The organism is Nocardia sienata NBRC 100364 (assembly GCF_001613205.1).
Lineage (GTDB): Bacteria > Actinomycetota > Actinomycetes > Mycobacteriales > Mycobacteriaceae > Nocardia > Nocardia sienata.
Genome location: NZ_BDBX01000064.1, coordinates 1 through 26,193 on the forward strand (window position 1 = coordinate 1; position 26,193 = coordinate 26,193).

Below are 26,193 nucleotides of genomic sequence, written 5' to 3' on the forward strand. Positions count from 1 at the left end.
CCGGCGGGACCGCGGGGGCACCGGCCGGCGGCCCGATGCCGGCGCATCCCGGCCCCTGGGGTGTCCCCGCGGCCACCGCGCCGCAGCAGCCCTGGCCGGCCCCACCGCCGCGGCGGCCGCACAGTAGATATGCCGGCGCGTACCCGATCCACCGTGACCGGCCGCCGACACCGCCGCCGGTACCTCCCGGCCGCGGCCCCGCCGGGCCGGCCGCACCCCGGACGCCGTGGTGGCAACGGGAAGGCGTGATCAGCCGGTTGCTCGCGGTGGCGGGGGTGGCGGTGACCCTCATCGGTGTCGTGATGCTGCTGGTGCTGGCCGCCCAGGCCGGTATCTTCGGTCCGGTCCCCCGCGTCGTCGCCGGGGCGGTGTTCTCGGCGGCCCTGGTCACGGCCGGTGTACGGGTATACCGGCGCACCGGCGGCCGGGTCGGCGGAGTCGCGCTGGCCGCCACCGGTTTCGCCGGCGCCTATCTGGACGTGGTCGCGACGACCACGATCTACGACTGGCTGCACCCGGTGCCGGGCTTCGCCGTCGCACTCGGTGTCGCCGCGGCCGGGGTGGGCCTGGCGGTGCAGTGGCGTTCGCAAGCGCTGGGGGTTCTCGTCGTCGCGGGCGCCGCGATCCTGGCCCCGTTCGTGACCCTCGAGTTGTCGCTGCTCGCGTTCCTCATCGTGCTGCAGCTGGCCTGTGTGCCGGTGCAGTACCGCTACGACTGGCCGTTCCTGCATCTGGTGCGCACGGTTCCGGCCGTACTCGCCACCCAGATCGCCGTCGTCGCCGCGGCGATCGGCACGGATGATCCCGACCGGAACGTGCTGGTGCTCGCGGCGGCTGTCGCGGTCGCCGTGGTGGGACTGACGGGCACCGTCGTCGTGGTGCGGCATCGCCCCGGCGATATCGTGGCCACCCTGACCTGCGCGCTTGCCGCCACCCCGTTGCTCGCCGCGCCCGCCTTGTTCGAGCGGCCGGCCGCCACCGCGATCTCGTCGGGCTACGCCCTGGTCCTGCTGTCGCTCGCCGCGACCGCGCTGCTGCCGAAGGTGCGCGAGATGGCCCGGGTACCCGGCCATACCGCTGCCGTCGCGGCTGTCGCCGGTTCGTTCGCCCTGCTGGAGACCTGCTGGGGCGTGACCACCGAGGCAACGCTCGCCCTGGGCCTGTTCCTCGTCGCCGGCTGCTATCTGGGGATCGCGGGCCGCACCCGCAATCGGGTCGCGGCGGCGCTGGGCACCGGGTACGCCGCACTGGGCGGACTCGCCTTCCTGGCGGTCGCCGGGCCGGGCACCCTGTCCACCGAATGGATCGCCGTGGGTGAACTGTCGGCCGGGACCGCGGCCTCGGCGATCGCCGGGCTCGGCGTGGTCGCGGTGGCGCTGTGGGGTTCGGGCCGGTTCACCGCGCCGCGGATTCCCGGCGGATCCACCGACTCCCGCGCCACCCTGCTGTGGGTCGGCGGCAGCGTCGCGGCCCTCCATCTGGTGACCGTCACGACCGTATCGCTCGGGGTGATCTCCGGTATCGCCGACGGATTCGTCGTCGGCCACAGTATCGCCACCATCGTCTGGATGGCCGGTGCGCTGGCCGCCCTGCTGTACGGGCTGCGCCGGCTGAGCGCGGGGACGCCGACGGCCGCCAAGGTCGCACTCGGCTCCGGGCTGCTGGTCACGGCCGCCGCGCTGGCCAAGTTGTTCCTGTTCGATCTGGCCACCCTCGACGGGCTCATCCGGGTGACCGCGTTCCTGGTGGTCGGTGTGCTGTTGCTCATCGCCGGCACCCGCTACGCCCGGGCATTCGCCGAAAGCGGTGCCCGCCGCGACGATTCCGGGTCCGCCGCACCACGCTGATCCCCGGCTCGGGGCGCCGCCGCGACCCGGCCCGGTGGCAACCCGTCACCGGGGCCGGTGCCGGCTCAGGTACCGGCGCGTGCCGCCGCGACCATGGCGGCGGTGACGGTCGCGAGATCGGCGTCGTCGCTGATATAGGGCGGCATCGCGTAGATCAAGTTGCGGAACGGCCTGATCCAGGCGCCCGTGGCCACGGCGGCCGCGGTGGCCGCGGGCATATCCACCGGCCGATCCAGCTCGATCACGCCGATACCCCCCAGCACCCGTACCTCGGCCACCCCCGGCATCTCCCGCGCCGGAGCCAGCCCCGTGCGCAGGCCGGCGCCGATCCGGGCCACCTCCGCCTGCCAGTCGCGCGCGAGCAGCAGTTCCACCGACGCGACCGCGACGGCACAGGCCAGCGGGTTGCCCATGAATGTCGGGCCGTGCATGAGACCCCCGTGCGCGGCGCTGACGGACTCGGCGATCTCGCTCGTGCACAGTGCGGCGGCGAGTGTCAGATACCCGCCGGTGAGCGCTTTGCCCACACACATGACATCGGGGGCGACCCGCGCCTGCTCGGCGGCGAAAAGCGTCCCGGTCCGCCCGAACCCGGTGGCGATCTCGTCGAACACCAGCAGCACCCCGTGCTCGTCGCACAACCGGCGCAGGTCGGCCAGATAACGGGGATCGTGCCAGCGCATTCCACCCGCGCCCTGGACCACCGGTTCCACCACGATCGCGGCCAGCTCGCACGCGTGCCGTGCGACGGCTTGTTCCAACTCCCGCACGTACTCGTCGCGATAGTCCCGAGGTGGCGCGGAGACGAAGCGCTGTTCGGCCAGGACATCGGTCCACAGCGCGTGCATACCGCCCTCCGGGTCGCATACGCTCATCGGCGTGAAGGTGTCGCCGTGATATCCGCCGCGCCAGGTCAGCAGGCGGCGCTTTTCCGGGCGCCCCACCGACCGCCAGTACTGCAGGCACATCTTCACCGCGACCTCCACCGAAACCGAACCGGAATCGCAGAGGAACACCCGGTCCAGCCCGTCGGGAGTGTGCCGTACCAGTAGCTCGCACAACCGGGCCGCCGGTTCGTGGGTGAGCCCGCCGAACATCACATGGCTCATCCGGCGCGACTGGGCCACCAGGGCTTCGTCGAGGACGGGATGGCGGTAGCCGTGCACCGCGGCCCACCACGAACTCATCCCGTCCACCAATTCGCGGCCGTCGGCCAGCGTCAGCCGGGTTCCCGCCGCCGCGGTGACGACCAGTGGTTCGGTGGTGGGCGGGAAGCCGCCGTAGGGATGCCACGCGTAGCGCGCGTCGAGGTCGGATATCTGCGCGGCGGTGAGTGCTGCGGGCACGGCGATCCTCTACGTCGTAGCGCGGCCGCGGCCGGCCGCACGAACCTTGAACACCGTTCAAGTTAGCAACCCGCACCGGACGGACCCCACAGCAGGGACACATCCGGTGCGCCGGGCGCGCGCATGCACCCGACGCTCTCACAGGCGCGGCTGCCGACGAGGCCACCGGACACTCGCGCGCCCGATCGGCCGCCGACACACCGGATCGTCACCCCGCCCCGTCCAGCACCGCCGCCACCCGGATCAGGAGCCGCCGCAACTCCGCTGCCCCGCCCTCCCCCACATCCGCCCGAATCCGATCCTCGATCCGCGCGATGCGCTCGCCGGCCAGTTCCAGCGCCGCGAGCCCGGGCTCGGTGCACACCACCCGCCGGGCCCGCCGGTCCTGCGGATCGACCTGCCGGCGGACCAGACCGGCCCGCTCCAGCTCACCCACCAGTTCACCCATCGACTGCTGGGTCATCCCGGCGGCCGCCGCCAATTCCCCCACCCGCGACCCCGCCGGATCCAGATAACGGAACACCGCATAGTGCGCGGGACGCAACGGCGCGGCCAACCGCGTACGCAATTCGTCGTTCAGCTCCGCTTCGACGGCCCGGGCGGCCAGGGTGAGCAGCTTCAGCAGCGACGGGGTCGTTGACATATTATGAAGGTAACCTTTCTAATAGAGTCATGCCAGACCGGGCCATCCCCTTCCGCAACGGTCACCGTGTCACCGTGCTCGACGAGGGCACCGATGCGCACGGTCCCTATCTCCGCTTGCGCCACGAACTGCCCACCCCCGGCCGGCAGGCGGGTCCGCACTGGCATCCGGCGATCGGCGAGAGCTGGACGGTCCGGCGCGGATCACTGAGGTTCCGGGTCGACGGCCGCGAGATCGCGGCCGGCCCCGGCGATACGGTGCGCGCCCCGGCCCGCACCGTCCACGAATTCCGTAGCGTCGCACCCGATACGGTGCTCGACCACGAGATCCGCCCGCCGCTGCGGCATCTGGAGATGTTCGCGTTGTGGAGCGCCCTGGACAGAGCGGGTGCGACCACCCGCTCCGGCGTGCCGCGCAATCCACTGGCACTCGCCATGCTCTGGGAACTGCAGGACGGCTACCTCGCCGGAATACCGCCCTGGCTCCAGCGCGCGATCCTGGGACGCCTCGCCGCAATCGCCCGGCGAACCGGTTACGCACGTCGCTGGACCGGCTCGGTCGGCCGGGCCCGGGCAATCGACCAGTGACCCTTGCCCTCCGCACGCCGCAATGGCGCTAGTGTCATGTCCATGGACGCGTCCGACTCGCTGATCGAGGAAGTGACACCGCCGGTGGTATATCCGCGTGGCTTCCGGCCATCGGGCGCCCCCGAGCATCCGCGCTGATCCGGTCGGACCCGGCATCTCCGCGCCAGGCCACATCCGGCGTTCTTCCCCCCACCGCGCTCCTCACCGACCCCACCGAGAACCGTATGCCCGCAGACCCGCCGAGCTTCCGCCGTAACCCGCGCGCCACTCCGGTCCGCAGCACCTACCGGCTTCAGCTGCGCCCGGACGGACTCACCTTCGCCCAGTCCGCGGCCATCGCGGAATACCTCCAGCAACTGGGTGTCTCGCATATCTACCTCTCCCCGGTGATGACGGCCGCCCGCGGCTCCACCCACGGCTACGACGTCACCGACCCCACCACCGTCTCCGCCGCGCTGGGCGGTCCGCTCGGGCTCAAAGCCCTCGCCGACGAGGTGCGCAACCGCGGGATGGGCCTGATCATGGACCTGGTGCCCAACCATGTGGGAGTGGCCGATCCGCAGCAGAACCTGTGGTGGTGGCATGTGCTGCAGTACGGTCGCAAATCCCAGTTCGCGTCGTTCTTCGATATCGACTGGAGTCCGGGCAACGGCGTGGGCGGCCGGCTGGCGCTACCGGTCCTGCGCGGCGCGAACGACCCGGCCGCCCTCACCGTCGACCGGTCCGGCCCCGAACCGCTACTGGCCCTGCACGATTTGCGTTTCCCCATCGCGCCCGGCACCGACGGCGACAACGCGCTGCGGATCCACGACAAACAGCATTACCGGCTGGTGAGCTGGAAATCCGGGATCTGCGGATATCGCCGGTTCCTGTCGATCAGTGGGCTGGCGGCGCTGCGCCAGGAGGATCCGGTGGTGTTCGAGGCCACCCATCGCGAACTCGCGGCCTGGTGCGAACACGATCTGATCGACGGCGTCCGGGTCGATCATCTCGACGGCCTCGCCAACCCGGCCGGATACCTCCAGCGCCTACGACAGCTGATCGGGCCCACCCGGCTGCTGCTGGTGGAGAAGACCCTCGCCAACCGGGAACCCCTCGACCCCACCCTGCCGATCGACGGGACCACCGGCTACGACGGCATCGCCGATTTCGGTGGGGTGCTGCTCGAACCGGCCGGGGAACAGATCCTCACCGAGTTGTCCCGCCACATCACCGGGCACGGCAGCGATCGGGTGTGGGTCGGCGAGAAGGAACACCGCATCAAGCGCGCGGTCGCGGAGAGCATCCTCGCGCCCGAGATGCGCCGCCTGGTCGCCGCGATCAAAGCCGACGCCGGCGCCGACGATTTCGACACCATGGCGCTCACCAATGCCACCATCGAAGTGCTGTCCTTCCTGCCCGTCGCCCGGGCCGACTACACCCCGCTGTACGGGATGATCAGCGCGGTGATCGCCGAGGTGGAGAAACGCAACGCCGAACTACGGGCGCCGCTGGCGGTCCTGGTGAGCGCGCTGATCGCCGGCGGTACCGCGTTCACCCGGTTCCATCAGGTGAGCACCGCGATCGGCGCGAAAGCCGTGGAGGACATCCTCTTCTACCGCGCGGTACGGCTGGTGGCACTCCAGGAGATCGGCGGCAACCCGGCGCGGTTCGGCCGCACCGTCAACGAATTCCATCTCGCCAACGCCTCGCGCGCGCGGCGCTGGCCCGCATCGATGACCACCCTGTCCACCCACGACACCAAACGCGGTGAAGATGTGCGGGCCCGGATCGGGGTGTTGTCCCAGGTCCCGCGGATGTGGGCCCGCGCGGTCACCCTGTGGCTCGAGAAGCTCCCCCCACCCGACGGCGCCACCGCGCTGTTCATGTTGCAGAACATGTTCGGGATGTGGCCGGCCGACGGGCGTCCGGCACCCTCGGTACCGGGCCTGCGCGACCGGGTCCACCGATTCGCCGAAAAGGCGATGCGCGAGTCCGGGGAGCACACCTCCTGGGAAGAACCCGACGCCGATTTCGAGAACGCGGTGCACGCCTGGCTCGACCAGGTGATCGACGGACCGGTCGGCCGCCAGCTCACCGATCTGGCGCACGATCTGGCCCCGCACGCCTGGTCGGATTCACTGGCACAGAAGTTGTTGCAGCTGTGCGCGCCGGGGATCCCCGACATCTACCAGGGGTGCGAGGTCTGGGAGGACTCGCTGGTCGATCCCGACAATCGCCGCCCGGTCGATTTCGGGTCCCGGGGCGCGATGCTGCACACCCTCACCACGACACCGCCGCTGGACATCACCGGCGCCGCCAAGATGTGGCTGGTCGCCTACGCGCTGTGGTTGCGGCGGGAGCGTCCGGAATGTTTCGTCGGCGGCACCTACACCCCGGTGTTCGGGCACGGTGAGCACGCCGACAAACTCGTCGCCTACGCCCGGGGCCGGGTCGGCGCCGACCCGGAGATCATCGTGGCCGTCACCCGGCACAGTGTCGCGATCGGGGAAACCGGATGGGGCGACACCTGTATCGAACTCTCGGGCGGGTCCTGGACCGACCGCCTCACCGGGCATACGTTTCAGAACCGCGCCCGCACGGAGAAACTGTTCGCCCGCCTTCCGGTCGCGCTGCTCGTCCGCTGACCGCGCCGCCGTCAGGACCCGGTCGGCGCGGCGGCGATCCGCGGGAACGGCGCCTGCTCTTCCAACAGGAAGCCCAGTTCCAGCAGCGTGCGTTCGCCACCGTAGGGCCCGCTGAGCATGACCCCGACCGGCAGCCCGGCCTTCGTGAGCCCGGCCGGAACGGCGAGTGACGGCGACCCGGTGACATTGTTGATCGGTGTGTAGCCGACGAAATTGGTGACCCGCTCGATCGATTCGGCGAACGGCACCCCGGGATTCAAGTACCCGATCTCGGGTGTGGTGTGGGTGAGCACCGGCGAGAGCACGGCGTCATAGCGGGTGAGCACCGCGTCGTAGTCGGCGCGGGCGCGGTTCAGCCGATACAGCGCGCCCGGAGTGGCGAACAGCCGCCGGCGGAAGGCGGCGGCCAGTCCTTTGGTGAAGGTCTCCAGCCGGGCGGCGTCGAAGGACCGGCCGTGACTCAGTTTTCCGGTCACTCCCGACATCTGCGCCAGGAATCCCCAGTACTGCAGGAAATCGGCGACGAGCTGCGCCGAGACCGGCGAGGGTATCGGCTCGACGGTATGTCCCGCGCTCTCCAGGATCGCGGCGGTCGCGGTCACGGCGGCCAGGGTTTCGGCGTCCGGTTCCAGGCCGTTGCACGCCGTGGTCAGCAGGCCGATCCGCAGTTTCCGGGTGGCGGGCCCCTCGACGGTGCCGATGGGCGGCAGTTTCGGATTACGCCAGTAGGTTTCGACGGCGGCGTGATAGGCCGCCTGGTCGCGGACCGACCGGGACAGCACGCCCTCGGAGACGAGTTTGATCGGCAGTTGCCGTGCCTGGGCATTGTCCAGGTGCCGGAAGCGGCTGGGTTTCAGCGAGACCAGACCGGCGCAGGCCGCCGGGATACGCAGTGACCCGCCCCCGTCGTTACCGTGCGCCACCGGAACCACCCCCGCCGCCACCAGGGCGGCCGATCCGCCCGAGGAACCACCGACGGTGTACCCGGTATCCCACGGGTTGCGGGTCGGGTCGCCGCGCTCGAACTCGGTGGTGGAGGTGAAGCCGAATTCCGGCATGGTGGTCTTGCCCAGCACCGTCACCCCGGTGCTCAGTAGTTGCGCGGTGAACCGGTCGTCCTTCCCGGCGGGATGCGCCGTGATCGCCGCGCTGCCGTGACAACTCGGTAGCCCGGCCACATCGGCGTTGTCCTTCACGAAGGCCGGCACTCCGAACCACACACCGTCTCCGGCCACGGCCGGTCGAGGTCGCGGGCAGCGGTAGGCGATCGCGTTCAACCGCGGATTCACCGCGTCGGCCCGCTCCAGGGCCGCGCGGGCCAGTTCCTCCGGACTCGTCTCACCGGCGCGAACGAGGGCGGCGAGCGCCACCGCGTCGTGTTCGCCCAACGCGTCGTCGGTGAAGGCATGTACTCGATCGGTCATGAATCGGCTCGCGTTGTACCTCGGGGACCGGGATATCCGACCCGGAACCAAGTGGACGTGTGTTCAACTCGGCCCAGACTAGTACGGAGCGCAAGAGCGCGGGCGCTGTTGCGCCCGGCGCGGCGCACGTGCGGCAGCTATCGGTGCGCCATGCGCCACCGGCCGGTGGACCACAGCAGAGCACCCACGGCCGCCCCCAGCAGGACTCCGGCCTGTACCGACCCCAGGACGACGGCCACCACCAGGAACACCAGCGATCCCACGATCAGCGCCTCCAGCTTGTATACCGGCCAGCGCGACCCCGCGATATCCACAACCGCCGGGCCGCGGACGGCGGCACGCGGGGCGGTGAGATGGGATGCGGTCATATGTTCAGGCTACCCGTGGAGGCGGTGTTCGGTCCATCGAACTTTTGTCTTCCCGCCCACACACTCCGCCGTCCGGCGCGGAACGCCCCGCGGACGGCCGGCTCCGCGGGCCCGGCCGCCCCGCGGGCCCTATCCGGCCAGGTCGGACCGCCCGGGGAACAAGCGGCCCCGGGGGGGACGTTTCCCGGGATATGCCATTGACTGGAGAATACGCACCGTCCACATCCGACTGGGCCCGCGAACAGGCCGAGAAGATCGAGAACTCCGGCGGTACCGAGGGCACCACCATGCAGGGTATGCCGGTGGTGGTGCTGACCACCGTCGGCAACAAGACCGGCAAACTGCGCAAGACCGCGCTCATGCGGGTCGAATACGACGGCGAGTACGCGATCGTCGCCTCGCTGGGCGGCGCGCCGAAGCATCCCGTCTGGTACCACAACGTGGTAGCCGAACCCCATGTGGAACTGCAGGACGGCACTGTCACCAAGGACTACACCGCCCGCGAGGTGTTCGGCGAGGAGAAGGCACTCTGGTGGGCTCGGGCGGTCGCCGCCTACCCGCCCTATGCCGACTATCAGCTCAAGACCGATCGCCAGATCCCGGTCTTCGTGCTCACCCCGCGCTGACGAACCGGTCCGGGCGTGGTTCCGGCAGCCCCCGAACCACGCCGCCCAGATGAACGAAAGCGCAGGACACGCCCACCCGCCGCGCGCTCCGGCCGCGGTGGGTGGCAGCATGGACCGGGTGTCCGATGTGCTCACTCACCTGCCAGAAGCCCGTCCCGCGTTGACCGCGGACGAGATCGACGCCGCAGCCAAACGCATCGCCGACATCATCGAGCCCACCCCTCTACAACCATGCCCACGCCTATCGCAGCTCACCGGCGCCCAGGTGTACCTCAAACGCGAAGATCTCACCGTCGTCCGCTCCTACAAGCTGCGCGGCGCATACAACCTGGTGGTGCAACTCAGCGATTCCGAGCGCGCGGCGGGCGTGGTCGCCGCGAGCGCCGGTAACCACGCCCAGGGCGTGGCATTCGCCTGCCGCGCCATGGGTATCACCGGCCGCATCTACGTCCCCACCACCACCCCCAAACAGAAGCGTGACCGGATCCGGGTCCACGGCGGCGATTTCGTCGAACTGATCGCCGTCGGCGAGACCTTCGACGCCGCGGCCGCCGCGGCCGCCGACGATGTCCGGCGCACCGGCGCCACCATGGTGCCCCCGTTCGACGACACCCGGACCGCCGCCGGGCAGGGCACCATCGCCGCCGAGATCCTCGAGCAGCTCGGGACCGCGCCGGATCTGGTGGTGGTCCCTGTCGGCGGCGGCGGATGCCTCGCCGGTATCGGCACCTATCTGCGAGAACGCGCCCCACAGACAGCGATTCTGGCGGCCGAGCCCGCCGGCGCCGCGTCGATGACCGCGGCGCTGGTCGCGGGCGGGCCGGTGACCCTGCCCGAGGTCGACCCGTTCGTCGACGGCGCCGCGGTCCGCCGGATCGGCCGGGTCCCCTACGACGCGGTCGCCGGTTTCGGCGGACGGGTCGTCTCGCACGGTTCCCTGCCCCTGCTCATCTCGACCGACCCTCCCGGCGGTGCCGGCTCCTTCCGGCTGCTGCAGGTGGACGAGGGAGCAGTCTGCACCGCCATGCTGGACCTGTACCAGAGCGAGGGGATCATCGCCGAGCCCGCCGGCGCGCTGGCGGTCACCGCGCTGCTGGAATCACCGCCGGAACCCGGCTCCACCGTGGTGTGCCTGGTCTCGGGCGGGAACAACGATGTCTCCCGCTACGGCGAGGTCATCGAACGTTCGCTGGTGCACCAGGGGCTCAAGCACTATTTCCTGGTGGACTTCCCACAGGAACCAGGAGCGCTGCGCCGGTTCCTCGACGAAGTACTCGGTCCCGAAGACGACATCACCTTGTTCGAATACGTCAAACGCAACAACCGGGAAACCGGTGCCGCGCTGGTCGGCGTCGAACTGGGCGAACGTACCGGCCTGCAACCGCTGCTGGACCGGATCGCCCATTCGCCGATCCAGTGTGAGCGGCTCGAGCCGGGTTCCCCGGCCTACCGCTACCTGACCTGAGTGATCAGGCCGCGGCCTCCCGGGGAGCGCCGCGGCCGATCCGGGCGGCCGAGCGCGCTCCGGACATGACCAGGGGCAGCAACCAGGCGAACGCGGACTGATCCACGGCCAGGGTTTCCATCGCCAGGCGGTTGTGCACGAAACCGATCGAGATACCGCTGTCCGGATCCGCCCAGCCGAACGAGCCGCCCAGGCCGATATGACCGAACCCGCGGGGCGCACCCAGGGTGGGCATGGAGTGGTAGCCGAGATGCCAAAAGGGTCCCATATAGAGGAACAACCCGGTATCCGGCCGGAACCGTTCGATCCGGCGGATGGCCTGTACGGCGGCGCCGGACAGGTACCGCCGACCTCCGGCGAGGCCGTTGCAGGCCAGCGGTTCGTACACCGCGGCCAGGCCGTTGGCACTGCACACTCCGTTGGCGGCCGGCATCTCACTGTCCAGCAGCGGCGGGTTCGGGCCGGTCAAAATGGCCTCGGCCCCGGGGATGAACAGCGAACGGCTGCTGACGCCGAGCGCGCCGGGGATGGCCTGCAGCAGCGTGACCAGCCGGGATCCACGCGGAGTGCCGGCGAAGGAGAAGCCCGCGCCGAAGCTCTCGGCCGCCACGGTGACCGAACCCGTGGGCGGACGGCCCAGGTGCACGCCGTCGGTCCCCAGTGGGATCGCGACCTCGCGCTGGAACAGTTCCTTCATGCTGACACCGGTGACCTCGCGGGCCAGTCCGGCGAGCAGCCAGCCGAAGGTCATCGCGTGGTAGGCCGGGACACCGAGCAGTCGATCCGGGGTGGCGGCGGCCAGACGTTCGGCCATGAGTTCATGGTCGAGCAGTTCGGCCCCCTGCACCGCCAGGGCGCCGACACCGGACAGACCGGCCGAATGGGTCAATATCTGCCGGACGGTGATCTTGTCCTTGTTGTTACAACCGAACGCGGGCCAGTATTCACAGACGGGGGCGTCGTAGTCGATGAGACCGCGATCGGCGAGCCGATGCACGACCGTGGCCGCGATACCTTTGGTCGCCGAGAAGACCACCGCGCCGGTATCACGAGTCCAGGGGCGGTCCGACGCGGACTCCCCCGTCCAGATATCGAGAACCGGTTCCCCGTGCCGGTACACCGCCAGCGCCGCACCTACGCCCTTCCGGCCACCGTAGACCCGGGTGAATGCGGACGTCAGCCGCCGAAATTCTGCTCCGGCGTTACCGGAATAAGCGACGCTGCTCATCCTTACACAGTAAGGTCATCGGAGGTTTCCGGCAATGGCAGTCCCGGACGCCGTACCGCCGGGTGCGCGGCCGGACCGCCCGACGCCGGCCGCCGGCACGGCCGTGCCGAATCCCGCCCGGACACCTGAATGTAATCGTTCGCTGCGGCTATCCACCGGAAAATTCGTTGTCGGCACTTTCCGGTCCGACCGCAATTCCACCGGCCCGACAGGAAACGAATCGGTAAAGAATTCGCACTCTCACTCCGGCATGGAATAGGTACCGCATCCGGCCACCAGCGATCCACCCGCGCCCGGGTCGTACCGGTGCGCGATGAAAACGATTTCGCACAGACGCCCCGGTCGAACGCGTATTCCGATATCCGCCGGTCGGCCCTCGGCCATCGCGCCCGAATGCGGTCGCGGCCACCGGCGATAGTGGCCCCCGCAATATCGACGACACTGGATAAACCCGGAAAGTCGACTTTCTCGGGTGAAATATCTTCCGTCGATATAGTGGCCCCATGACCTCCTTGGCACCGCCGGTCGTGCGGAACCAGGTGCGCGGCGACGCGCTCCCGGTCGCCGACGCGGCCATATACGCAGGCTGGTTCTCCTGCCTGGCCGACCCGACCCGGGTCCGGTTACTGCACCAGGTCGCCACGAGCCCCGCCGGCATCCACATCGGCGAAATCGCCGAAGCACTCGGTATCGGACAGCCGACCGTCTCCCACCATGTCCGCAAGCTCACCGACGCCGGGTTCGTGACAGTACACAAAGAGGGCACTGCCACCCTCGTCACCGTCGATCCACACCGCTGCACCGAATTGCCGCACACCGCCGACGCGGTGATGGGCCTGCTCACCCCCCGGCCACCCGGCCCGGACGAGCCGCCTCGCGATATCACCGTCCGGGCGCTGACCGACGCGGACTGGGAACCCGTGCGCGCCATCTACGCCGCCCGCGGGACGGCCTACCCCGCGGTCGGCGCCGCCGCCGCACCCGACCGGGAGACCCTGGACCGCCAATGGCTGCCCGGGCACCGCTGGGTCGCCGAGGCCGACGGCCGGATCGCCGGATGGGCGGCCCTCACCCCGGTCTCGGGCCAGGAGTTCTATCGGGACGTCGCCGACAGTTGCGTGATGGTCGCCGACGACCTCGAGGGTCGCGGCGTCGGCACCGCGTTACTGCGCCGCCAGGTCACCGCCGCCGAGGACGCGGGCCTGCGCGCCCTGCAGACCACCGCGTTCCCGGAGGATCGGGCCGGCATTTCGCTACACCACGCGGCGGGTTTCCGCACCGTCGGTATCCGGGAGCGCAGCGGCCGCTCCGAAGGCCGCTGGCGCGACGCGGTGCTGCTCGAGCGGCGCAGCCCGCTGAACTGACCATCCCGGCCGTAGCGGCGCCCGCTGGGCGTCGCTACGTCCCGGTCCGGACCGGCCAGCAGGATCATCTTCAGACACGGGGGCATCGGTTCGGCTCCGGCCGGGCGGTCGTGGCCGAGAACGGCCGCCCGGCCGGTCATCGGTACGGCCGAGCGCGCGATCATTACCCCTGTGGAGCTACGACAGGCGGCGCACAGCACCGAAGAAGTGGTCGGACTGGTCGCACAGACATTCCTCCGGAACCGCGACGAGTTCATCGCCCAGTTGTCGCACCTGATGCGCACTCAGGTGCCGACACTGGACCAGGACCCCCGGCTCCGTGAACTGATGGACGACGGTACGACCGACAACCTGATGGAAGCGCTGCAATTCCTGCAGAACGAGGCCGGCGAGGACGATGTCAGGGCCCCGGAGCGGGCCCTGACATACGCCCGAATCCTCGCTCAGCGCGATGTGCCGGCCTCGGCGTTGATGCGGGCGTACCGGATCGGGCAGGCCGGATTCCTGGACACCGGTATGCGATACGCGATCGAATTCGGCGGCGGCGGCCCGGTGAGCACCTCGGCGATCGTCCGCATCGTCAACCGCACTTCGGTCTACATCGATCGGGTCTGTGAGCAGGTCGGTGTCGCCTATGAACAGGAACGCGACCGCTGGGTCGGCAACCGGGGCGGACTACGGCAGCAGTGGGTGACCCGGCTGCTCAGCGGCACGGCCACCGATACCGAGGCAGCCGAGCAGGTGCTGCGCTATCCGCTCACCCGCGGGCACCTCGCGATAGACACCTGGACCGACCCGCATATCGACCCCGCCACCGCCGTGGAGGTTTTCGACCACCTCCGCACGGCGCTGGCCACCGTGTTCGATCGGGCGCACGGGAACCTGCTGGTGCCGGTGGACGAACACGAGGCCCGGATATGGTTCGCCCTCCCGCACGAGATACCCGTCGACAGTGCCGCGATCGAACAATTGCTTTCCGACCGGGCTCTGCCGGTGCGGGCGGCCTTCGGTGGTTACGGCACCGGGGTCGCCGGCTTCCGGCGCACCGCGGGTCAGGCCGACCGGGTACGCCGCCTCGCACTGCTGGGCGGGGAGCGTGGCGCCCGGGTGCTGTCGTATCCGGATGTGTCCGCGGTCGCGCTGCTGGCCGGCGATATCGATACCCTGCGCGAATTCGTCGCCGACGAACTCGGCGAACTGGCGGTGGACAACGAACGCAATCTCTGGCTGCGCGAGACACTGCGCGTATTCCTCGCGGTGAACCGCAGTTACGCCGCGGCCGCCACCCGGCTGGCCGTCCATCGCAACACCGTCCAGTATCGCGTCCGGCAGGCGCTGAACCTCATCGGCGTGAGCACCGACGCACCCGGCGCGGATCTGTATCCGCGGCTGGCCCTGCAGGCCACCCACCTGCTCGGCGCCGCGGTGCTGCGACCGGATACGAGACAGCACTGAGCCGCGGGCACCGATACCGCCCGAACCGGCAGGGCGTCCCGGGCGCCGCCGACCGGGTGTGAATCCGTTCGGCCATGGCGCGGCCGTACTCCGACGTCTGTGCGATCTCGGCGGCGCGCACGATGCCGCATGTGCTCAGCGCACAAATGCCGGCCGAGCTTTCATGCGGCCGGGATATGGTCCGCCCCACAGCTCGCGCCGTAAGGTTCAGTCATCCCCGGAAACCGGTGTCCACCTGAGTAGTTGGTCCCCCGGCAACCGGTTCGCCGCGCCCGCCACGGGTGGTGTCGCGGACCGATCCCATCCGTCGTGCCGGCGTCGTCGCGCTGCGCGCTGCCCTCTTCCAGGAGTTCTCGTGCCCTCGATCCAAACCGTCCGCGGTGCCGTGGACACCGCCGATCTCGGTGTCACCCTCATGCACGAGCATGTTTTCGTGCTCAGCTCCGATGTGCAACAGAACTATTCGCAGGAGTGGGGGTCGGAGGACGAACGGATCGAGGACGCGGTCCGGCAACTGACCACTGCCTACGAGGCCGGTGTGCGCACGATCGTGGACCCGACGGTGGTGGGCCTGGGCCGCTACATCCCCCGGATCGCGCAGATCGCGCAGCGGGTCCCGCTGCAACTGATCGTGGCCACCGGCCTCTACACCTACAACGATGTCCCGTTCTTCTTCCACTACCGTGGACCCGCGCTCGACCCCCTGGTGGGCACTCATGTCCCCGATCCGATGGTCGATATGTTCGTCGGCGATATCCGCGACGGCATCGCCGGGACCGGCGTCCGGGCGGGCATGCTCAAATGCGCGATCGACGCGGAGGGACTGACGCCCGGTGTCGAACGGGTGATGCGGGCGGTGGCCCGGGCCCACCACGAGACCGGGGTGCCGATCACCGTGCACACCCACCCCGAATCGGGGTCCGGTTTCGAGGTCAAACGCGTCATGTGCGCCGAGGAAGGCGTCGATCCGACCCGGATCGTCCTGGGCCACAGCGGCGACACCACGGATCTGGACTATCTGACCGCACTCGCGGACTCCGGATTCGTCCTGGGCATGGATCGATTCGGGATCAATCTGGAGACCACCTTCGAGGCGCGCGCCGACACCCTCATCGAAATGGTGCGCCGCGGCTATGCCGAACGCATGGTGCTCTCGCAGGACGCCAGCTGCTATATCGACTGGATCGAACCGGCCATGCGGGCGGCGGTCCTGCCCCAGTGGCACTACACCCATCTGTTCGACGACGTCTTCCCCTATGTGCTGGATCGCGGTATCGAGGAGCGGCAGCTGCAGACGATGCTCGTCGAAGTGCCCCGCAGGTTCTTCGCCGGCGGGTGAACCGCGGTGCCGTGGCGCGGGCGGCCGCACCCGACCCGGGTGCCCGGACCGGGTCGGGGCGGGCGCTAGGGTTGGCGATCATGCCTGGTCTGCCCCCTCCGCGCGCCCGTGCGCTGCTCGCCGCGCTCCTCCTCGCCGTCGCCCTGCTGGCGACCGCGTGTGGCAGCGGCGGCGGTGACGGCACCGCCCGCGACCTGTGCGCGCCGCCGGGACCGGAGGCGGCCACCGCGGCCCCGGCGAACCTGACCGCCCCGGGTGCGGGCAAAGAGGATCGTTTCACCACCGAGTCGACCGAACCACCGGCCGCGGTGGACGTCTCCCGGCTCGGCCTGATCCGGCCCGGCGTGCTGAGTGTCGGCACCCTCTCCGACGCGCCACCCAGTATCTGCGTGAACTCCGCCGGGGCGTTCACCGGTTTCGACAACGAACTGCTGCGTGCGGCGGCCGCGAAGATCGGCCTGCGGGTCGAGTTCTCCGGTACCGAGTTCGCCGGGCTGCTGGCCCAGGTCGCGGGCAAGCGCTTCGATGTCGGTTCCTCCAACATCACCACCACCGACGCCCGGCGCGAGATGGTCGGTTTCACCAACGGCTACGATTTCGGCTACTTCTCGCTGGTGGTCGCGGACGGCAGCCCGGTGCGCGGGTTCGCCGATCTGGGTCCCGGCTCCCGGGTCGCGGTGGTACAGGGCACGGTCCAGGACGAATACGTCGTCAACGAACTCGGGCTGGACCCGGTGAAGTTCCCCGACTACAACACCGCCTACGCCAATGTGAAAACCGGCCAGGTGGACGCGTGGGTCGCCCCGTCGGCGCAGGCCCAGGGCGCGATCGCGCCGGGCGATGCGACATCGATCGTGGACAACTCGTTCAGTCTGGACAATTTCGTCGCCTGGGCGGTCGCCAAGGACAACAAGCCACTGATCGACGCACTCAACTCCGGCCTGGACGCGGTGATCGCCGACGGCACCTACGCCCGGCTCTACAGCGACTGGGTGCCGCGGGAGCTGCCGCCGGGGTGGAAACCCGGGTCGAAGGCCGCCCCGGCCCCGCAGCTGCCCGATTTCGCCGCCCTCGCCGCCGAACAGGCCCCGCGGCAGCAGACCGCGCAGGCGCCGAAATCGACGCTGGAACAGCTGCGCGACACCTTCTTCGACTGGTCGCTCTACCGGCAGGCATTCCCGGACCTGTTCAAAACCGGCCTGCCCAACACACTGATCCTCGCGCTGGTCTCCGGTGTGCTGGGCACCGTGATCGGGATGCTGCTCGCGGTGGCCGGGATCTCGCGGACCCGCTGGCTGCGCTGGCCGGCCCGGGTGTACACCGATATCTTCCGCGGCCTGCCCGCGGTGGTGATCATTCTGCTCATCGGCCTGGGGATCGGCCCGGTGGTCAGCGGTTTCACCGGCAACAACCCCTACTGGCTCGGCGCGGTGGCGCTGGCCCTGCTCGCCTCGGCCTATATCGGCGAGATCTTCCGCTCCGGTATCCAATCGGTGGAGCCGGGGCAACTGGAGGCCGCCCGGGCGATCGGCTTCGGCTACCGGCAGGCGATGACCCTGGTGGTGATCCCGCAGGGGGTGCGCCGGGTGCTGCCCGCGCTGATGAACCAGTTCATCGCGTTGATCAAGGATTCGTCGCTGATCTACTTCCTGGGGCTGCTGGCCACCCAGCGCGAACTGTTCGCCGTAGGCCGCGATCTCAACGCCCAGACAGGCAACCTGTCGCCCCTGGTGGCCGCCGGCCTGGTTTATCTGCTCCTGACCATCCCACTCACCCATCTGGTGAACTACATCGACCGGCGGATGCGCACCGGCCGGCCCGATCAGCCGATCGATCCGGTCGAGCAGTCCGCCATCACCGAAGGCCGGGGGTAACCGATGAGCGCCTCACTGACCGGCACCGGACTCCACCTGCGGCTGGGCGGTAATCAGATCCTGCGCGGGGTGGACATCCACGTCGACGCGGGCAAGACCACGACGGTGATCGGCCCGTCCGGTTCCGGTAAGTCCACCCTGCTGCGGGTCCTCAACCGGCTCCACGAACCCGATGCCGGAGATATCCTGCTCGACGGCGAATCGGTGCTCACCGAGAACCCCGACCATCTGCGGCAGCGCATCGGGATGGTCTTCCAGCAGTTCAATCTCTTCCCGCACCGGACGGTGGCCGACAATATCGCGCTGGGACCGCGCAAGCTGCGCGGCCTGTCCAAGGACGAGGCCCGCACCCTGGCGCTGGAACAGCTCGAGGTCGTGGGGCTCACCGGCAAGGCCGATTCCCGGCCCGCCCACCTCTCCGGTGGCCAGCAACAGCGGGTGGCGATCGCGCGGGCGCTGGCCATGAAACCGGACATCATGTTCTTCGACGAGGCCACTTCCGCGCTGGACCCGGAACTGGTCAAGGGTGTGCTCGCGCTGATGTCGGAGCTGGCCGCGGGCGGTATGTCGATGATCGTGGTGACCCACGAGATGGGATTCGCCCGCAGCGTCTCCGATCATGTGGTGTTCATGGACGGCGGTGTGGTGGTGGAGTCGGGCAGTCCGGACGAACTGTTCGACAACGCCGAAACCCCGCGGCTGCGAAGGTTTCTCGACCAAGTGCTCTGATGCGGCGATACTGAACCGATGAGCGAGGATTCCCCGGCGGCCAACCCCTACGGCACCCCGACCACCAGCGGACCCCGGCCCATCGGCCGGGCCCAGGGCCTGACCAACCGAGTGGTGCGTACGCTGCTCCGACTCCCGGGCCTGTCCGGCGTGGTGGGTAAACGGCTCCTGACCCTGCACGTGGTGGGCCGCAAATCCGGCCGCGCCTACGATATCCCGGTCGCCTACACAGTGCACGGACAGACGCTGCTGATCGGCACCACCCGGCGACCGTGGGTGAAGAACCTGGCGACCGGCACCCCGCTCACCATCACCCGCGGCGGCCGGCCCGAACAGTTCGACCCGGTGGTGCACACCACGGCCGAGGACGTGCTGCGGCTGTTCGAGGTCATCGCCCGGGACAACCGGACCAACGCGGGATACAACGGCATCGGTTTCGACGCCGAGGGCAATCCGAACAAGGCCGATATCTACCAGACCTGGCAGCAGGGCGGTGTGGTGATCGAACTTCGCCCGGTCCGATGAGCGGGATCCGGCCGCGGCTACGGCGCGGCCGGCGGGCGCTCAGCGCTGGCGCCAGCTCAGCGGACCCGGTAGGTCGACGCTGTTCTTCTTGGTCCTGGAGTTCCACGACCACGGGCCGATCTTGATACTCCACGAGGACAGCCCGGACTGGGTGTAGTTCAATTTCAACGGTCCGAAGGACTGACGTTTACGGAACCTGATGGGCATGAGCGACCTCCCTTGCTCCGACCCAGGATAACGGATCGGGTTGAGCCCTCACGGCTTTCGCTGGTCAGCGGTGCCAGGATGGAGTACAGGGGTACATCTCGCGCGTCCTCGAGCCGGACCGGCAGGTACCGGAACAGCTCGGCTCGACGGCGCGTCCAAGGGTAGGCAGCAGTCCCCCGAAAGTGGGGATCGATGAGCAGGGAGACCGGCCCCACCCGGCCGGCCACCGGCGTCTTGCGCGACAGCGTGGAAGAGCTGCTGAGCACATTCGAGCGACAGCGGCAGACCATGACGGAGGCCCGGGAACGGCTCGCCACCACCACGGTGAGTGTCTGGTCGGCGGACAACCTGGTGCGAATAGACGCCAACACCGCCGGAATACCGGTGCAGGTGCACCTCGCTCCCGAGGCATTCAAACGCTCCACTCCGGAAAAGCTCGGCCGGTCGAGTACGGGCCCGCGGCCGTCGAGGGCCTGACCGGTCTCGACCTGCTACAACAGGCGGTGAGCGGCGTCGGGGACGGTGTGGGCGCGGTCGCCACGGACTTCGGCGTCCAGGACGACAGCAACGCCACCGGCGTCGAGCAGGCGGCCCGGTAGCCGCCCACCCGGACGTTCAGCTCGCCAGGCAGCCCGGGCCGAGCAGGGCCTTCAGATCACCCATGAGCGCGGAGGACGGTTCCACCCGCAGACTGTCGTCGAGTTTCAGCAGCGTCGTTTTCTCCCGCGCGCCCACATGCCGTACGTGCACATCCGAGGTCCCCGGATGCCGGGACAGCACCCGCTTCAGTTCGCCGATCTTGTCGGGGGTGCACATCCGGGTGGATATGGTGACGGCCAGCGGTTTCGCCACCCCGATCGCCGACAGATCCGGTACGGCGAGATCGTTGGCGATGAGCGAGATCCGGTCGTCGCGCATGGAGACCCGGGCTTTCACCAGGACCACCGCGTCCTCCACCACATCCATGCCGTACACCGAATAGGCCTGCGGGAAGAACAGTACTTCGATACCGCCGGTGAGATCCTCGAGCTGGCAGGACGCCCACGCCAGGCCGTTCTTGTTGATGCGGCGGTTCACCGAGGCGAGGATGCCGCCGACGGTGACCTGGGTGCCGTCCTTGATATCGCCTTCGAGGATGGTCGGGATCTGGGTATCGGCCTGGGCGGCGAGCACATGGTCGACGCCGTTGAGCGGATGCCCGGATACATAGAGGCCGAGCATTTCCCGCTCGAGCGCGAGACGGTGTTTGGTCTCCCACTCCTCGTCGGGAACCTTCACATCGAATACCGACGCCACCGATGCGTCGCTGTCCTCGCCCATTCCGCCGAACAGATCGAACTGACCGATGGCCTCGGCCTTCTTGGTGGACATGACCGCGTCGATGGCGTCCGAGTGCACCAGCATGAGCCCCTTGCGGGGATGGTTCAGCGAATCGAAGGCACCGGCTTTGATGAGCGATTCGGTGACCTTCTTGGTGCAGGCCACCGTATCGATCTTGTTCAGATAGTCGGAGAAATCGGTGAACTTCGATTTCTCGGTGCGGGCGTTGATGATCGAGTTCACCACGTTCTGACCGACATTGCGTACCGCGCCCAGCCCGAACCGGATATCCGCGCCGACCGAGGCGAAGTTGGTCTCCGATTCGTTCACGTCCGGCGGCAGTACGGTGATACCGAGTTTGCGGCAGTCCGACAGATAGATCGCGGCCTTGTCCTTGTCGTCACCGACCGAGGTGAGCAGACCCGCCATGTATTCGGCGGGAAAGTTGGCCTTGAGATAGGCGGTCCAGAAGGACACCAGACCGTAGCCCGCGGCATGCGATTTGTTGAACGCGTATCCGGCGAACGGGAGAATCGTGTCCCACAGCGCTTTGATCGCCGGCTTCGAGAAGCCGTTGGACTGCATACCGGCCTCGAAGCCCTCGAATTCGGCCTCGAGGACCTCGGCCTTCTTCTTACCCATCGCGCGGCGCAGAATATCGGCTCGGCCGAGCGAATACCCGGCGACCTTCTGCGCGATCTGCATGATCTGTTCCTGATAGACGATCAGGCCGAAGGTGTCGGCGAGGATCTCCTTCAGGGGCTCTTCCAGCTCCGGGTGGATCGGCTTGACCTGTTGCCGGCCGTTCTTGCGGTCGGCGTAGTCGTTGTGCGCGTTCATGCCCATCGGACCGGGGCGGTACAGCGCGAGCACCGCGACGATGTCCTCGAAGCCGGTGGGCTGCATCCGGCGCAGCAGATCGCGCATGGCGCTGCCGTCGAGCTGGAAGACGCCGAGCGTGTCACCGCGGGAAAGCAGTTCGTAGGTGGCCGGATCGTCGAGCGGCAGATTATCCATATCGAGGTCGATACCGCGATTGGATTTGATGTTGTCCAGCGCGTCACCGATGACGGTGAGGTTGCGCAGGCCCAGGAAGTCCATCTTCAGCAGGCCGATGGCCTCACACGAGGGGTAGTCCCAGCCGGTGATGATTGCGCCGTCCTGCGCCCGCTTCCACAGCGGGATCGCGTCCATCAGCGGTTCGGAGGACATGATGACCGCGCAGGCGTGCACACCCGCGTTACGGATCAGGCCCTCGAGGCCCCGGGCGGTCTCGTAGATCTTGGCGACATCGGGATTGCTGCCGATGAGTTCGCGGACCTCGGCGGCCTCCTTGTACCGCTCGTGCTCGGGATCCATGATGCCCGACAGCGGAATATCCTTCGCCATGATCGGCGGCGGCAGCGCCTTGGAGATCTGATCGGCGATGGCGAATCCGGGCTGACCGAACTGGACGCGCGCCGAATCCTTGATGGCGGCCTTGGTTTTGATGGTGCCGAAGGTAATGACCTGGGCCACCCGGTCGCTGCCCCAGCGGTCGGTGGCGTAGCGCACCATCTCGCCGCGGCGGCGATCGTCGAAGTCGATATCGATATCGGGCATCGAGACGCGTTCGGGATTGAGGAAGCGCTCGAACAGCAGCCCGTGCGGGATCGGATCGATATTGGTGATGCCCATGGCGTAGGCGACCAGCGACCCCGCCGCCGAACCACGCCCCGGGCCGACCCGGATACCGACCTCGCGGGCATGGTTGATCAGGTCACCGACCACCAGGAAGTAGGCCGGGAACCCCATTTCGATGATGACGTCGAGTTCGAATTCCGCGCGTTCGATGTACTCGCGCGGCACCCCGTCCGGGAAGCGCCGCTCCAGGCCGCGGTGCACCTCCTTGCGCAGCCAGCCGGCCTGGTCCTCACCCTCGGGCACCGGGAAGACCGGCATCCGGTCACGGTGTTCCCACACCTCGGCATAGGACTGGACCCGCTCCCCGATCCAGACGGTGTTGTCGCAGGCGCCCGGGATCTCCGCGTCCCACAGCGCACGCATCTCCGCGGCGGACTTCAGGTAGTAGCCGTCGCCGTCGAACTTGAACCGGGTGGGGTCGGACAGGGTCTTACCGGTCTGGACGCACAGCAGCGCCTCGTGGTTGCTCGCCTGTTCCTTGGTGACGTAGTGGCAGTCGTTGGTGGCCAGCGGCGGGATGTCGAGAGCCCGGCCGACCTCGAGCAGACCCTGGCGGACCCGCTTCTCGATGGACAGGCCGTGGTCCATCACCTCGAGGAAGAAATTGTCGCGGCCGAAGATCTCCTGCCATTTGGCGGCGGCCTCGAGGGCTTCGCGCTCGTGCCCCAGCCGCAGCCGGGTCTGCACCTCACCGGACGGGCAGCCGGTGGTGGCGATGATGCCCTCGGCGTGAGCGGCGATGAGCTCCTCGTCCATCCGGGCCCATTTGCCGAGCTGACCCTCGATACTGGCCAGCGAGGACAGTTTGAACAGGTTCCGCAGGCCGGTCGCGTTCTCGGCGACCATGGTCATATGGGTGTAGGCGCCGGAACCGGAGACATCGTCGCTCTTCTGGCCGGGATCGCCCCACTGGATACGTTTGGTGTCGAACCGGGAGCCGGGCGCGATATAGGCCTCGATGCCGATGATCGGTTTGATACCGGCCTTCTTCGCCGAATGGAAGAACTCGGCCGCGCCGTACATGTTGCCGTGGTCGGTCATCCCCACCGCGGTCATCCCGAGCCGGTCGGCCTCGGCGAACAGCGGCGAGATCTTGGCGGCACCGTCGAGCATGGAGTACTCGGTGTGGTTGTGCAGATGAACGAATCCGGACGAGGCGGCCAAGATCTGTCCTTCCTCCCAATGGCTCGGCGGGGGTTGGTGTAGCGAGTTTATGCGCACCGTCCGACCGGTGCGGCGCCGGATGGGCGTGCCCGCGGGGGCCGGGCGTGTCGGCCCGGGTGCCCGGCGCGGGAAACCGATTCGGCCCCCGCCACGCCCGGTCACTGGTAGGGTCGTGCCGCGTCACATCCGGCGGATCGCCGCCGAGGCCACGAATCGACCCCGCCCGTGCCCGATCGATCAGCGAGGTGAACGATGACAGCACGCAGGACCACGCTCGCGCTGCCCGCCGCCGCGGTACTCGCGGTGGGAACGCTGGCGGCGACCGCCGCTCCGGCCGCGGCCGAAGGCGGTTCGTTCCAGACGATCTATTCCCTCACCGATGGCCCGTGCGTCGCTCAGGTCGACGCCTCGGTCAACGGTCCCGGTTATCCGGAGCACGCGTCCTTCACCGTCTCGACCATCACGTTCGGCTTCGGTTCGTGCAGCCTGCCGGTCACGCTGAACTGGCGCAACCTCGATACCGGCGAGACGGGGTCGACCACGCAGATCGCGAACGGCCCGGGGCACTGGATGAACGACGGCCGCTCGGCCCTGTTCCGTCCCGGGATCGGGCGTTTCACCGCGACCGTCACCGTCGGCGCGGCCCACACCCCCGAATCGGGGTCGGTGGAATTCATCGTCCAGAAGTATCAGGGGTGATCACCGGCCCACGCAGACAGCACCCGGCCCGTTCGGCGTAATCGGCTCCGAGCGGCCGCGCTCCACTTTCCTTCCATCCGGCGCGCTCGCGACGCCGGATCTCCGGCCTCGGCTCGCCGACGCGGGCCGGTCATCGCTTCCGGAGAAGGTTTCCCGCGGCAATGGCGGTTGCCGCGGGAAGCATGAGACGATGGCCGGCCCCCGGCGGCGAGCCGGACGACGACCGGCCGACGAGCCCGGCCGCGCGGGAGACCGGCGGACCGCGCCGCGCCGGAGACCGGGCCCGGCGACGGTCCGACGCGCCGAACCGCGCGGTGGCCGTCGGCCGGCCGGGCGCCCCGAGCCTCCGGTACGCCTGCTCGTAGCATGTGCCCGAGCCACGGTGACCTCCGGCGGAGCGGACCGGCGGACCGGGCGATCGGTACAGCGGCGCGACGAGCCGGGACGGGACAGGGAGTGCGATGACCGCGACCTTGCTCACCGTGTCCGGCGCGGCGGTGCTGATAGCCGCGGCACTGCTCGTCTGGGCGCGCCCGCGGCGGATGGTCACCACCCCCGCCGAACGCGCGGTGCACACGGCGTTGCACACCGCCTCGCTGGCGGCCCGGCCGCTGCGCCGGGGCCTCACCCGGGAGTCCGCGCAGGAGGCGGCCCCGCATCTGCGGGCTCTGGTCGGGGCCGAGGGTTTCGGGGTGAGCGATCCCGACGGCGAACTCCTGGCCTGGGACGGCGTCCACGAGCCACTGGCCGCCGAGTTCACCGGCACGGCCCGGCGAGCCGTCACGGCGCAGCGGCCCGTACTCGCGCATCTGCCCGATACCGATCATCCGGGGCGCACCCTGGTCACCCAGCCGTTGCTCAGCGACAACGGTACCGTTGTGGGCGCGCTGGGGATGGTCACCGGGAACCGACCGGGCCCGGGCGCGCTCGGTGCGCTGGCCGAGGTCGCCCGGTATGCCTGCGGCCAATTGGAACTCGCCGAACTCGACGCCTCCCGGGCCCGGCTCGACCGCGCCGAAGTCCGCGCGCTGCGCGCCCAGATCAGCCCGCATTTCATCTACAACGCCTTGAACACCATCGCGTCGTTCGTCCGTACCGACCCGGGACGGGCGCGGGAACTGATCCTGGATTTCGCGGATTTCACCCGGTACTCGTTCCGCGACGCCGGGGAGTACACGGTGCTGGCCGACGAACTCAGCAATATCGAACGCTATCTCGAACTCGAACGCGCCCGGTTCGGTCCGGCGCTGCAGGTACGGTTACGGATCGCCCCCGAGGTACTCGGCGTCACACTGCCCTTCCTGGCCCTGCAACCGCTGGTGGAGAATGCCGTACGCCACGGGCTGGCGGCCACGCCGGGCGGTGGCACGGTCACTATCGAGGCACTGGACGCCGGGACCGACTGTGTACTCAGTGTGGAGGACGACGGCGCCGGTATGGATCCCGACCTGCTGCGGTCCGGATCACTGGATACGGCCGCGGAGGGAGCGCATATCGGCCTGGCCAATGTGGACGACCGGTTACGCGCCGCCTTCGGCAACGACTACGGGCTGGTGGTGGATACCGCACCCGGCGCCGGGACCAGAGTGAGTATGCGAGTGCCCAAGTTCCGCCCCGGTATCCGGCCATGACGCGATAACGGCCGAGCCCCGCTCACCCTCACAGAGCGGGGT

At 69.1% G+C, this 26,193-nt stretch carries 21 protein-coding genes; 14 read left to right on the forward strand and 7 right to left on the reverse strand.

All coding sequences use genetic code 11. The features are described from left to right. Nucleotides 1-35: 35 nt before the first annotated feature. On the forward strand, nucleotides 36-1,847 hold the full coding sequence (locus tag NS4_RS28105; RefSeq protein ID WP_084487804.1) for a DUF2339 domain-containing protein: 1,812 nt from the start codon (nucleotides 36-38) through the stop codon (nucleotides 1,845-1,847). Between the two features lie 65 nt (nucleotides 1,848-1,912). Here NS4_RS28105 and NS4_RS28110 read toward each other — a convergent pair whose 3' ends face one another. Both NS4_RS28110 and NS4_RS28115 read right to left on the reverse strand, forming a co-directional pair. After that, nucleotides 1,913-3,193, reverse strand: coding sequence for an adenosylmethionine--8-amino-7-oxononanoate transaminase (locus tag NS4_RS28110; RefSeq protein WP_063062508.1), 1,281 nt, complete (start codon nucleotides 3,191-3,193; stop codon nucleotides 1,913-1,915). A gap of 208 nt (nucleotides 3,194-3,401) precedes the next feature. Further along, nucleotides 3,402-3,836 (reverse strand): MarR family winged helix-turn-helix transcriptional regulator, encoded by a 435-nt coding sequence (locus NS4_RS28115; RefSeq protein WP_063062509.1) that lies wholly within the window; start codon nucleotides 3,834-3,836, stop codon nucleotides 3,402-3,404. 29 nt (nucleotides 3,837-3,865) lie between these two features. On the opposite strand from NS4_RS28115, the gene NS4_RS28120 reads away from it, so the two are divergent. Together NS4_RS28120 and treY are read left to right on the forward strand one after the other, a co-directional pair. Continuing rightward, the gene (locus NS4_RS28120; RefSeq protein WP_063062510.1) at nucleotides 3,866-4,423 is read left to right on the forward strand and encodes a cupin domain-containing protein; all 558 of its coding nucleotides are present in this window, start codon (nucleotides 3,866-3,868) and stop codon (nucleotides 4,421-4,423) included. Nucleotides 4,424-4,647: 224 nt separating this feature from the next. Beyond that, complete coding sequence (gene treY / locus NS4_RS28125; RefSeq protein ID WP_063062511.1) at nucleotides 4,648-7,050, forward strand: malto-oligosyltrehalose synthase; 2,403 nt, start codon at nucleotides 4,648-4,650, stop codon at nucleotides 7,048-7,050. A gap of 11 nt (nucleotides 7,051-7,061) precedes the next feature. On the opposite strand, the gene NS4_RS28130 is transcribed toward treY, so the two are convergent. Both NS4_RS28130 and NS4_RS28135 read right to left on the reverse strand, forming a co-directional pair. Next, the gene (locus tag NS4_RS28130; protein ID WP_063062512.1) at nucleotides 7,062-8,474 is read right to left on the reverse strand and encodes an amidase; all 1,413 of its coding nucleotides are present in this window, start codon (nucleotides 8,472-8,474) and stop codon (nucleotides 7,062-7,064) included. Between the two features lie 137 nt (nucleotides 8,475-8,611). Then, nucleotides 8,612-8,842, reverse strand: a complete 231-nt coding sequence (locus tag NS4_RS28135; RefSeq protein WP_063062513.1) for a hypothetical protein — start codon at nucleotides 8,840-8,842, stop codon at nucleotides 8,612-8,614. A 191-nt stretch (nucleotides 8,843-9,033) separates the two neighbouring features. Here NS4_RS28135 and NS4_RS28140 point away from each other — a divergent pair, with 191 nt between their 5' ends. Both NS4_RS28140 and ilvA read left to right on the forward strand, forming a co-directional pair. Beyond that, the gene (locus tag NS4_RS28140) at nucleotides 9,034-9,468 is read left to right on the forward strand and encodes a nitroreductase family deazaflavin-dependent oxidoreductase (protein WP_063062514.1); all 435 of its coding nucleotides are present in this window, start codon (nucleotides 9,034-9,036) and stop codon (nucleotides 9,466-9,468) included. A 109-nt stretch (nucleotides 9,469-9,577) separates the two neighbouring features. Further along, nucleotides 9,578-10,933: a threonine ammonia-lyase IlvA gene (gene ilvA, locus NS4_RS28145; RefSeq protein ID WP_063062515.1), complete on the forward strand. Its 1,356-nt coding sequence runs from the start codon at nucleotides 9,578-9,580 to the stop codon at nucleotides 10,931-10,933. A 4-nt stretch (nucleotides 10,934-10,937) separates the two neighbouring features. On the opposite strand, the gene NS4_RS28150 is transcribed toward ilvA, so the two are convergent. After that, nucleotides 10,938-12,161: a serine hydrolase domain-containing protein gene (locus NS4_RS28150; protein ID WP_063062516.1), complete on the reverse strand. Its 1,224-nt coding sequence runs from the start codon at nucleotides 12,159-12,161 to the stop codon at nucleotides 10,938-10,940. 503 nt (nucleotides 12,162-12,664) lie between these two features. On the opposite strand from NS4_RS28150, the gene NS4_RS28155 reads away from it, so the two are divergent. The 6 genes from NS4_RS28155 (at nucleotide 12,665) to NS4_RS28180 (ending at nucleotide 19,447) form a co-directional block, all read left to right on the forward strand. Then, nucleotides 12,665-13,525, forward strand: coding sequence for a helix-turn-helix domain-containing GNAT family N-acetyltransferase (locus tag NS4_RS28155; RefSeq protein ID WP_063062517.1), 861 nt, complete (start codon nucleotides 12,665-12,667; stop codon nucleotides 13,523-13,525). 171 nt (nucleotides 13,526-13,696) lie between these two features. After that, on the forward strand, nucleotides 13,697-14,980 hold the full coding sequence (locus tag NS4_RS28160) for a PucR family transcriptional regulator (protein WP_063062518.1): 1,284 nt from the start codon (nucleotides 13,697-13,699) through the stop codon (nucleotides 14,978-14,980). Between the two features lie 355 nt (nucleotides 14,981-15,335). Next, nucleotides 15,336-16,319, forward strand: coding sequence for a phosphotriesterase family protein (locus NS4_RS28165; protein WP_157106298.1), 984 nt, complete (start codon nucleotides 15,336-15,338; stop codon nucleotides 16,317-16,319). A gap of 80 nt (nucleotides 16,320-16,399) precedes the next feature. After that, nucleotides 16,400-18,193, forward strand: a complete 1,794-nt coding sequence (locus NS4_RS28170) for an ABC transporter substrate-binding protein/permease (protein WP_063062533.1) — start codon at nucleotides 16,400-16,402, stop codon at nucleotides 18,191-18,193. A gap of 3 nt (nucleotides 18,194-18,196) precedes the next feature. After that, the gene (locus NS4_RS28175) at nucleotides 18,197-18,922 is read left to right on the forward strand and encodes an amino acid ABC transporter ATP-binding protein (protein WP_063062519.1); all 726 of its coding nucleotides are present in this window, start codon (nucleotides 18,197-18,199) and stop codon (nucleotides 18,920-18,922) included. A gap of 18 nt (nucleotides 18,923-18,940) precedes the next feature. Further along, nucleotides 18,941-19,447, forward strand: a complete 507-nt coding sequence (locus tag NS4_RS28180) for a PNPOx family protein (RefSeq protein WP_063062520.1) — start codon at nucleotides 18,941-18,943, stop codon at nucleotides 19,445-19,447. A 39-nt stretch (nucleotides 19,448-19,486) separates the two neighbouring features. Here NS4_RS28180 and NS4_RS31795 read toward each other — a convergent pair whose 3' ends face one another. Next, nucleotides 19,487-19,654: a DUF4236 domain-containing protein gene (locus tag NS4_RS31795; protein WP_081877120.1), complete on the reverse strand. Its 168-nt coding sequence runs from the start codon at nucleotides 19,652-19,654 to the stop codon at nucleotides 19,487-19,489. 192 nt (nucleotides 19,655-19,846) lie between these two features. On the opposite strand from NS4_RS31795, the gene NS4_RS28185 reads away from it, so the two are divergent. Continuing rightward, on the forward strand, nucleotides 19,847-20,131 hold the full coding sequence (locus NS4_RS28185) for a YbaB/EbfC family nucleoid-associated protein (protein WP_063062521.1): 285 nt from the start codon (nucleotides 19,847-19,849) through the stop codon (nucleotides 20,129-20,131). A 138-nt stretch (nucleotides 20,132-20,269) separates the two neighbouring features. On the opposite strand, the gene dnaE is transcribed toward NS4_RS28185, so the two are convergent. Then, nucleotides 20,270-23,821, reverse strand: coding sequence for a DNA polymerase III subunit alpha (gene dnaE / locus NS4_RS28190; RefSeq protein WP_084487801.1), 3,552 nt, complete (start codon nucleotides 23,819-23,821; stop codon nucleotides 20,270-20,272). 252 nt (nucleotides 23,822-24,073) lie between these two features. Between dnaE and NS4_RS28195 the strand changes: the two genes are divergently transcribed. Both NS4_RS28195 and NS4_RS28200 read left to right on the forward strand, forming a co-directional pair. Then, complete coding sequence (locus NS4_RS28195; protein WP_063062522.1) at nucleotides 24,074-24,520, forward strand: hypothetical protein; 447 nt, start codon at nucleotides 24,074-24,076, stop codon at nucleotides 24,518-24,520. Between the two features lie 461 nt (nucleotides 24,521-24,981). After that, a complete protein-coding gene (locus tag NS4_RS28200) occupies nucleotides 24,982-26,151 on the forward strand; it encodes a sensor histidine kinase (RefSeq protein WP_063062523.1) in 1,170 nt (389 codons plus the stop codon). Nucleotides 26,152-26,193 lie beyond the last annotated feature (42 nt).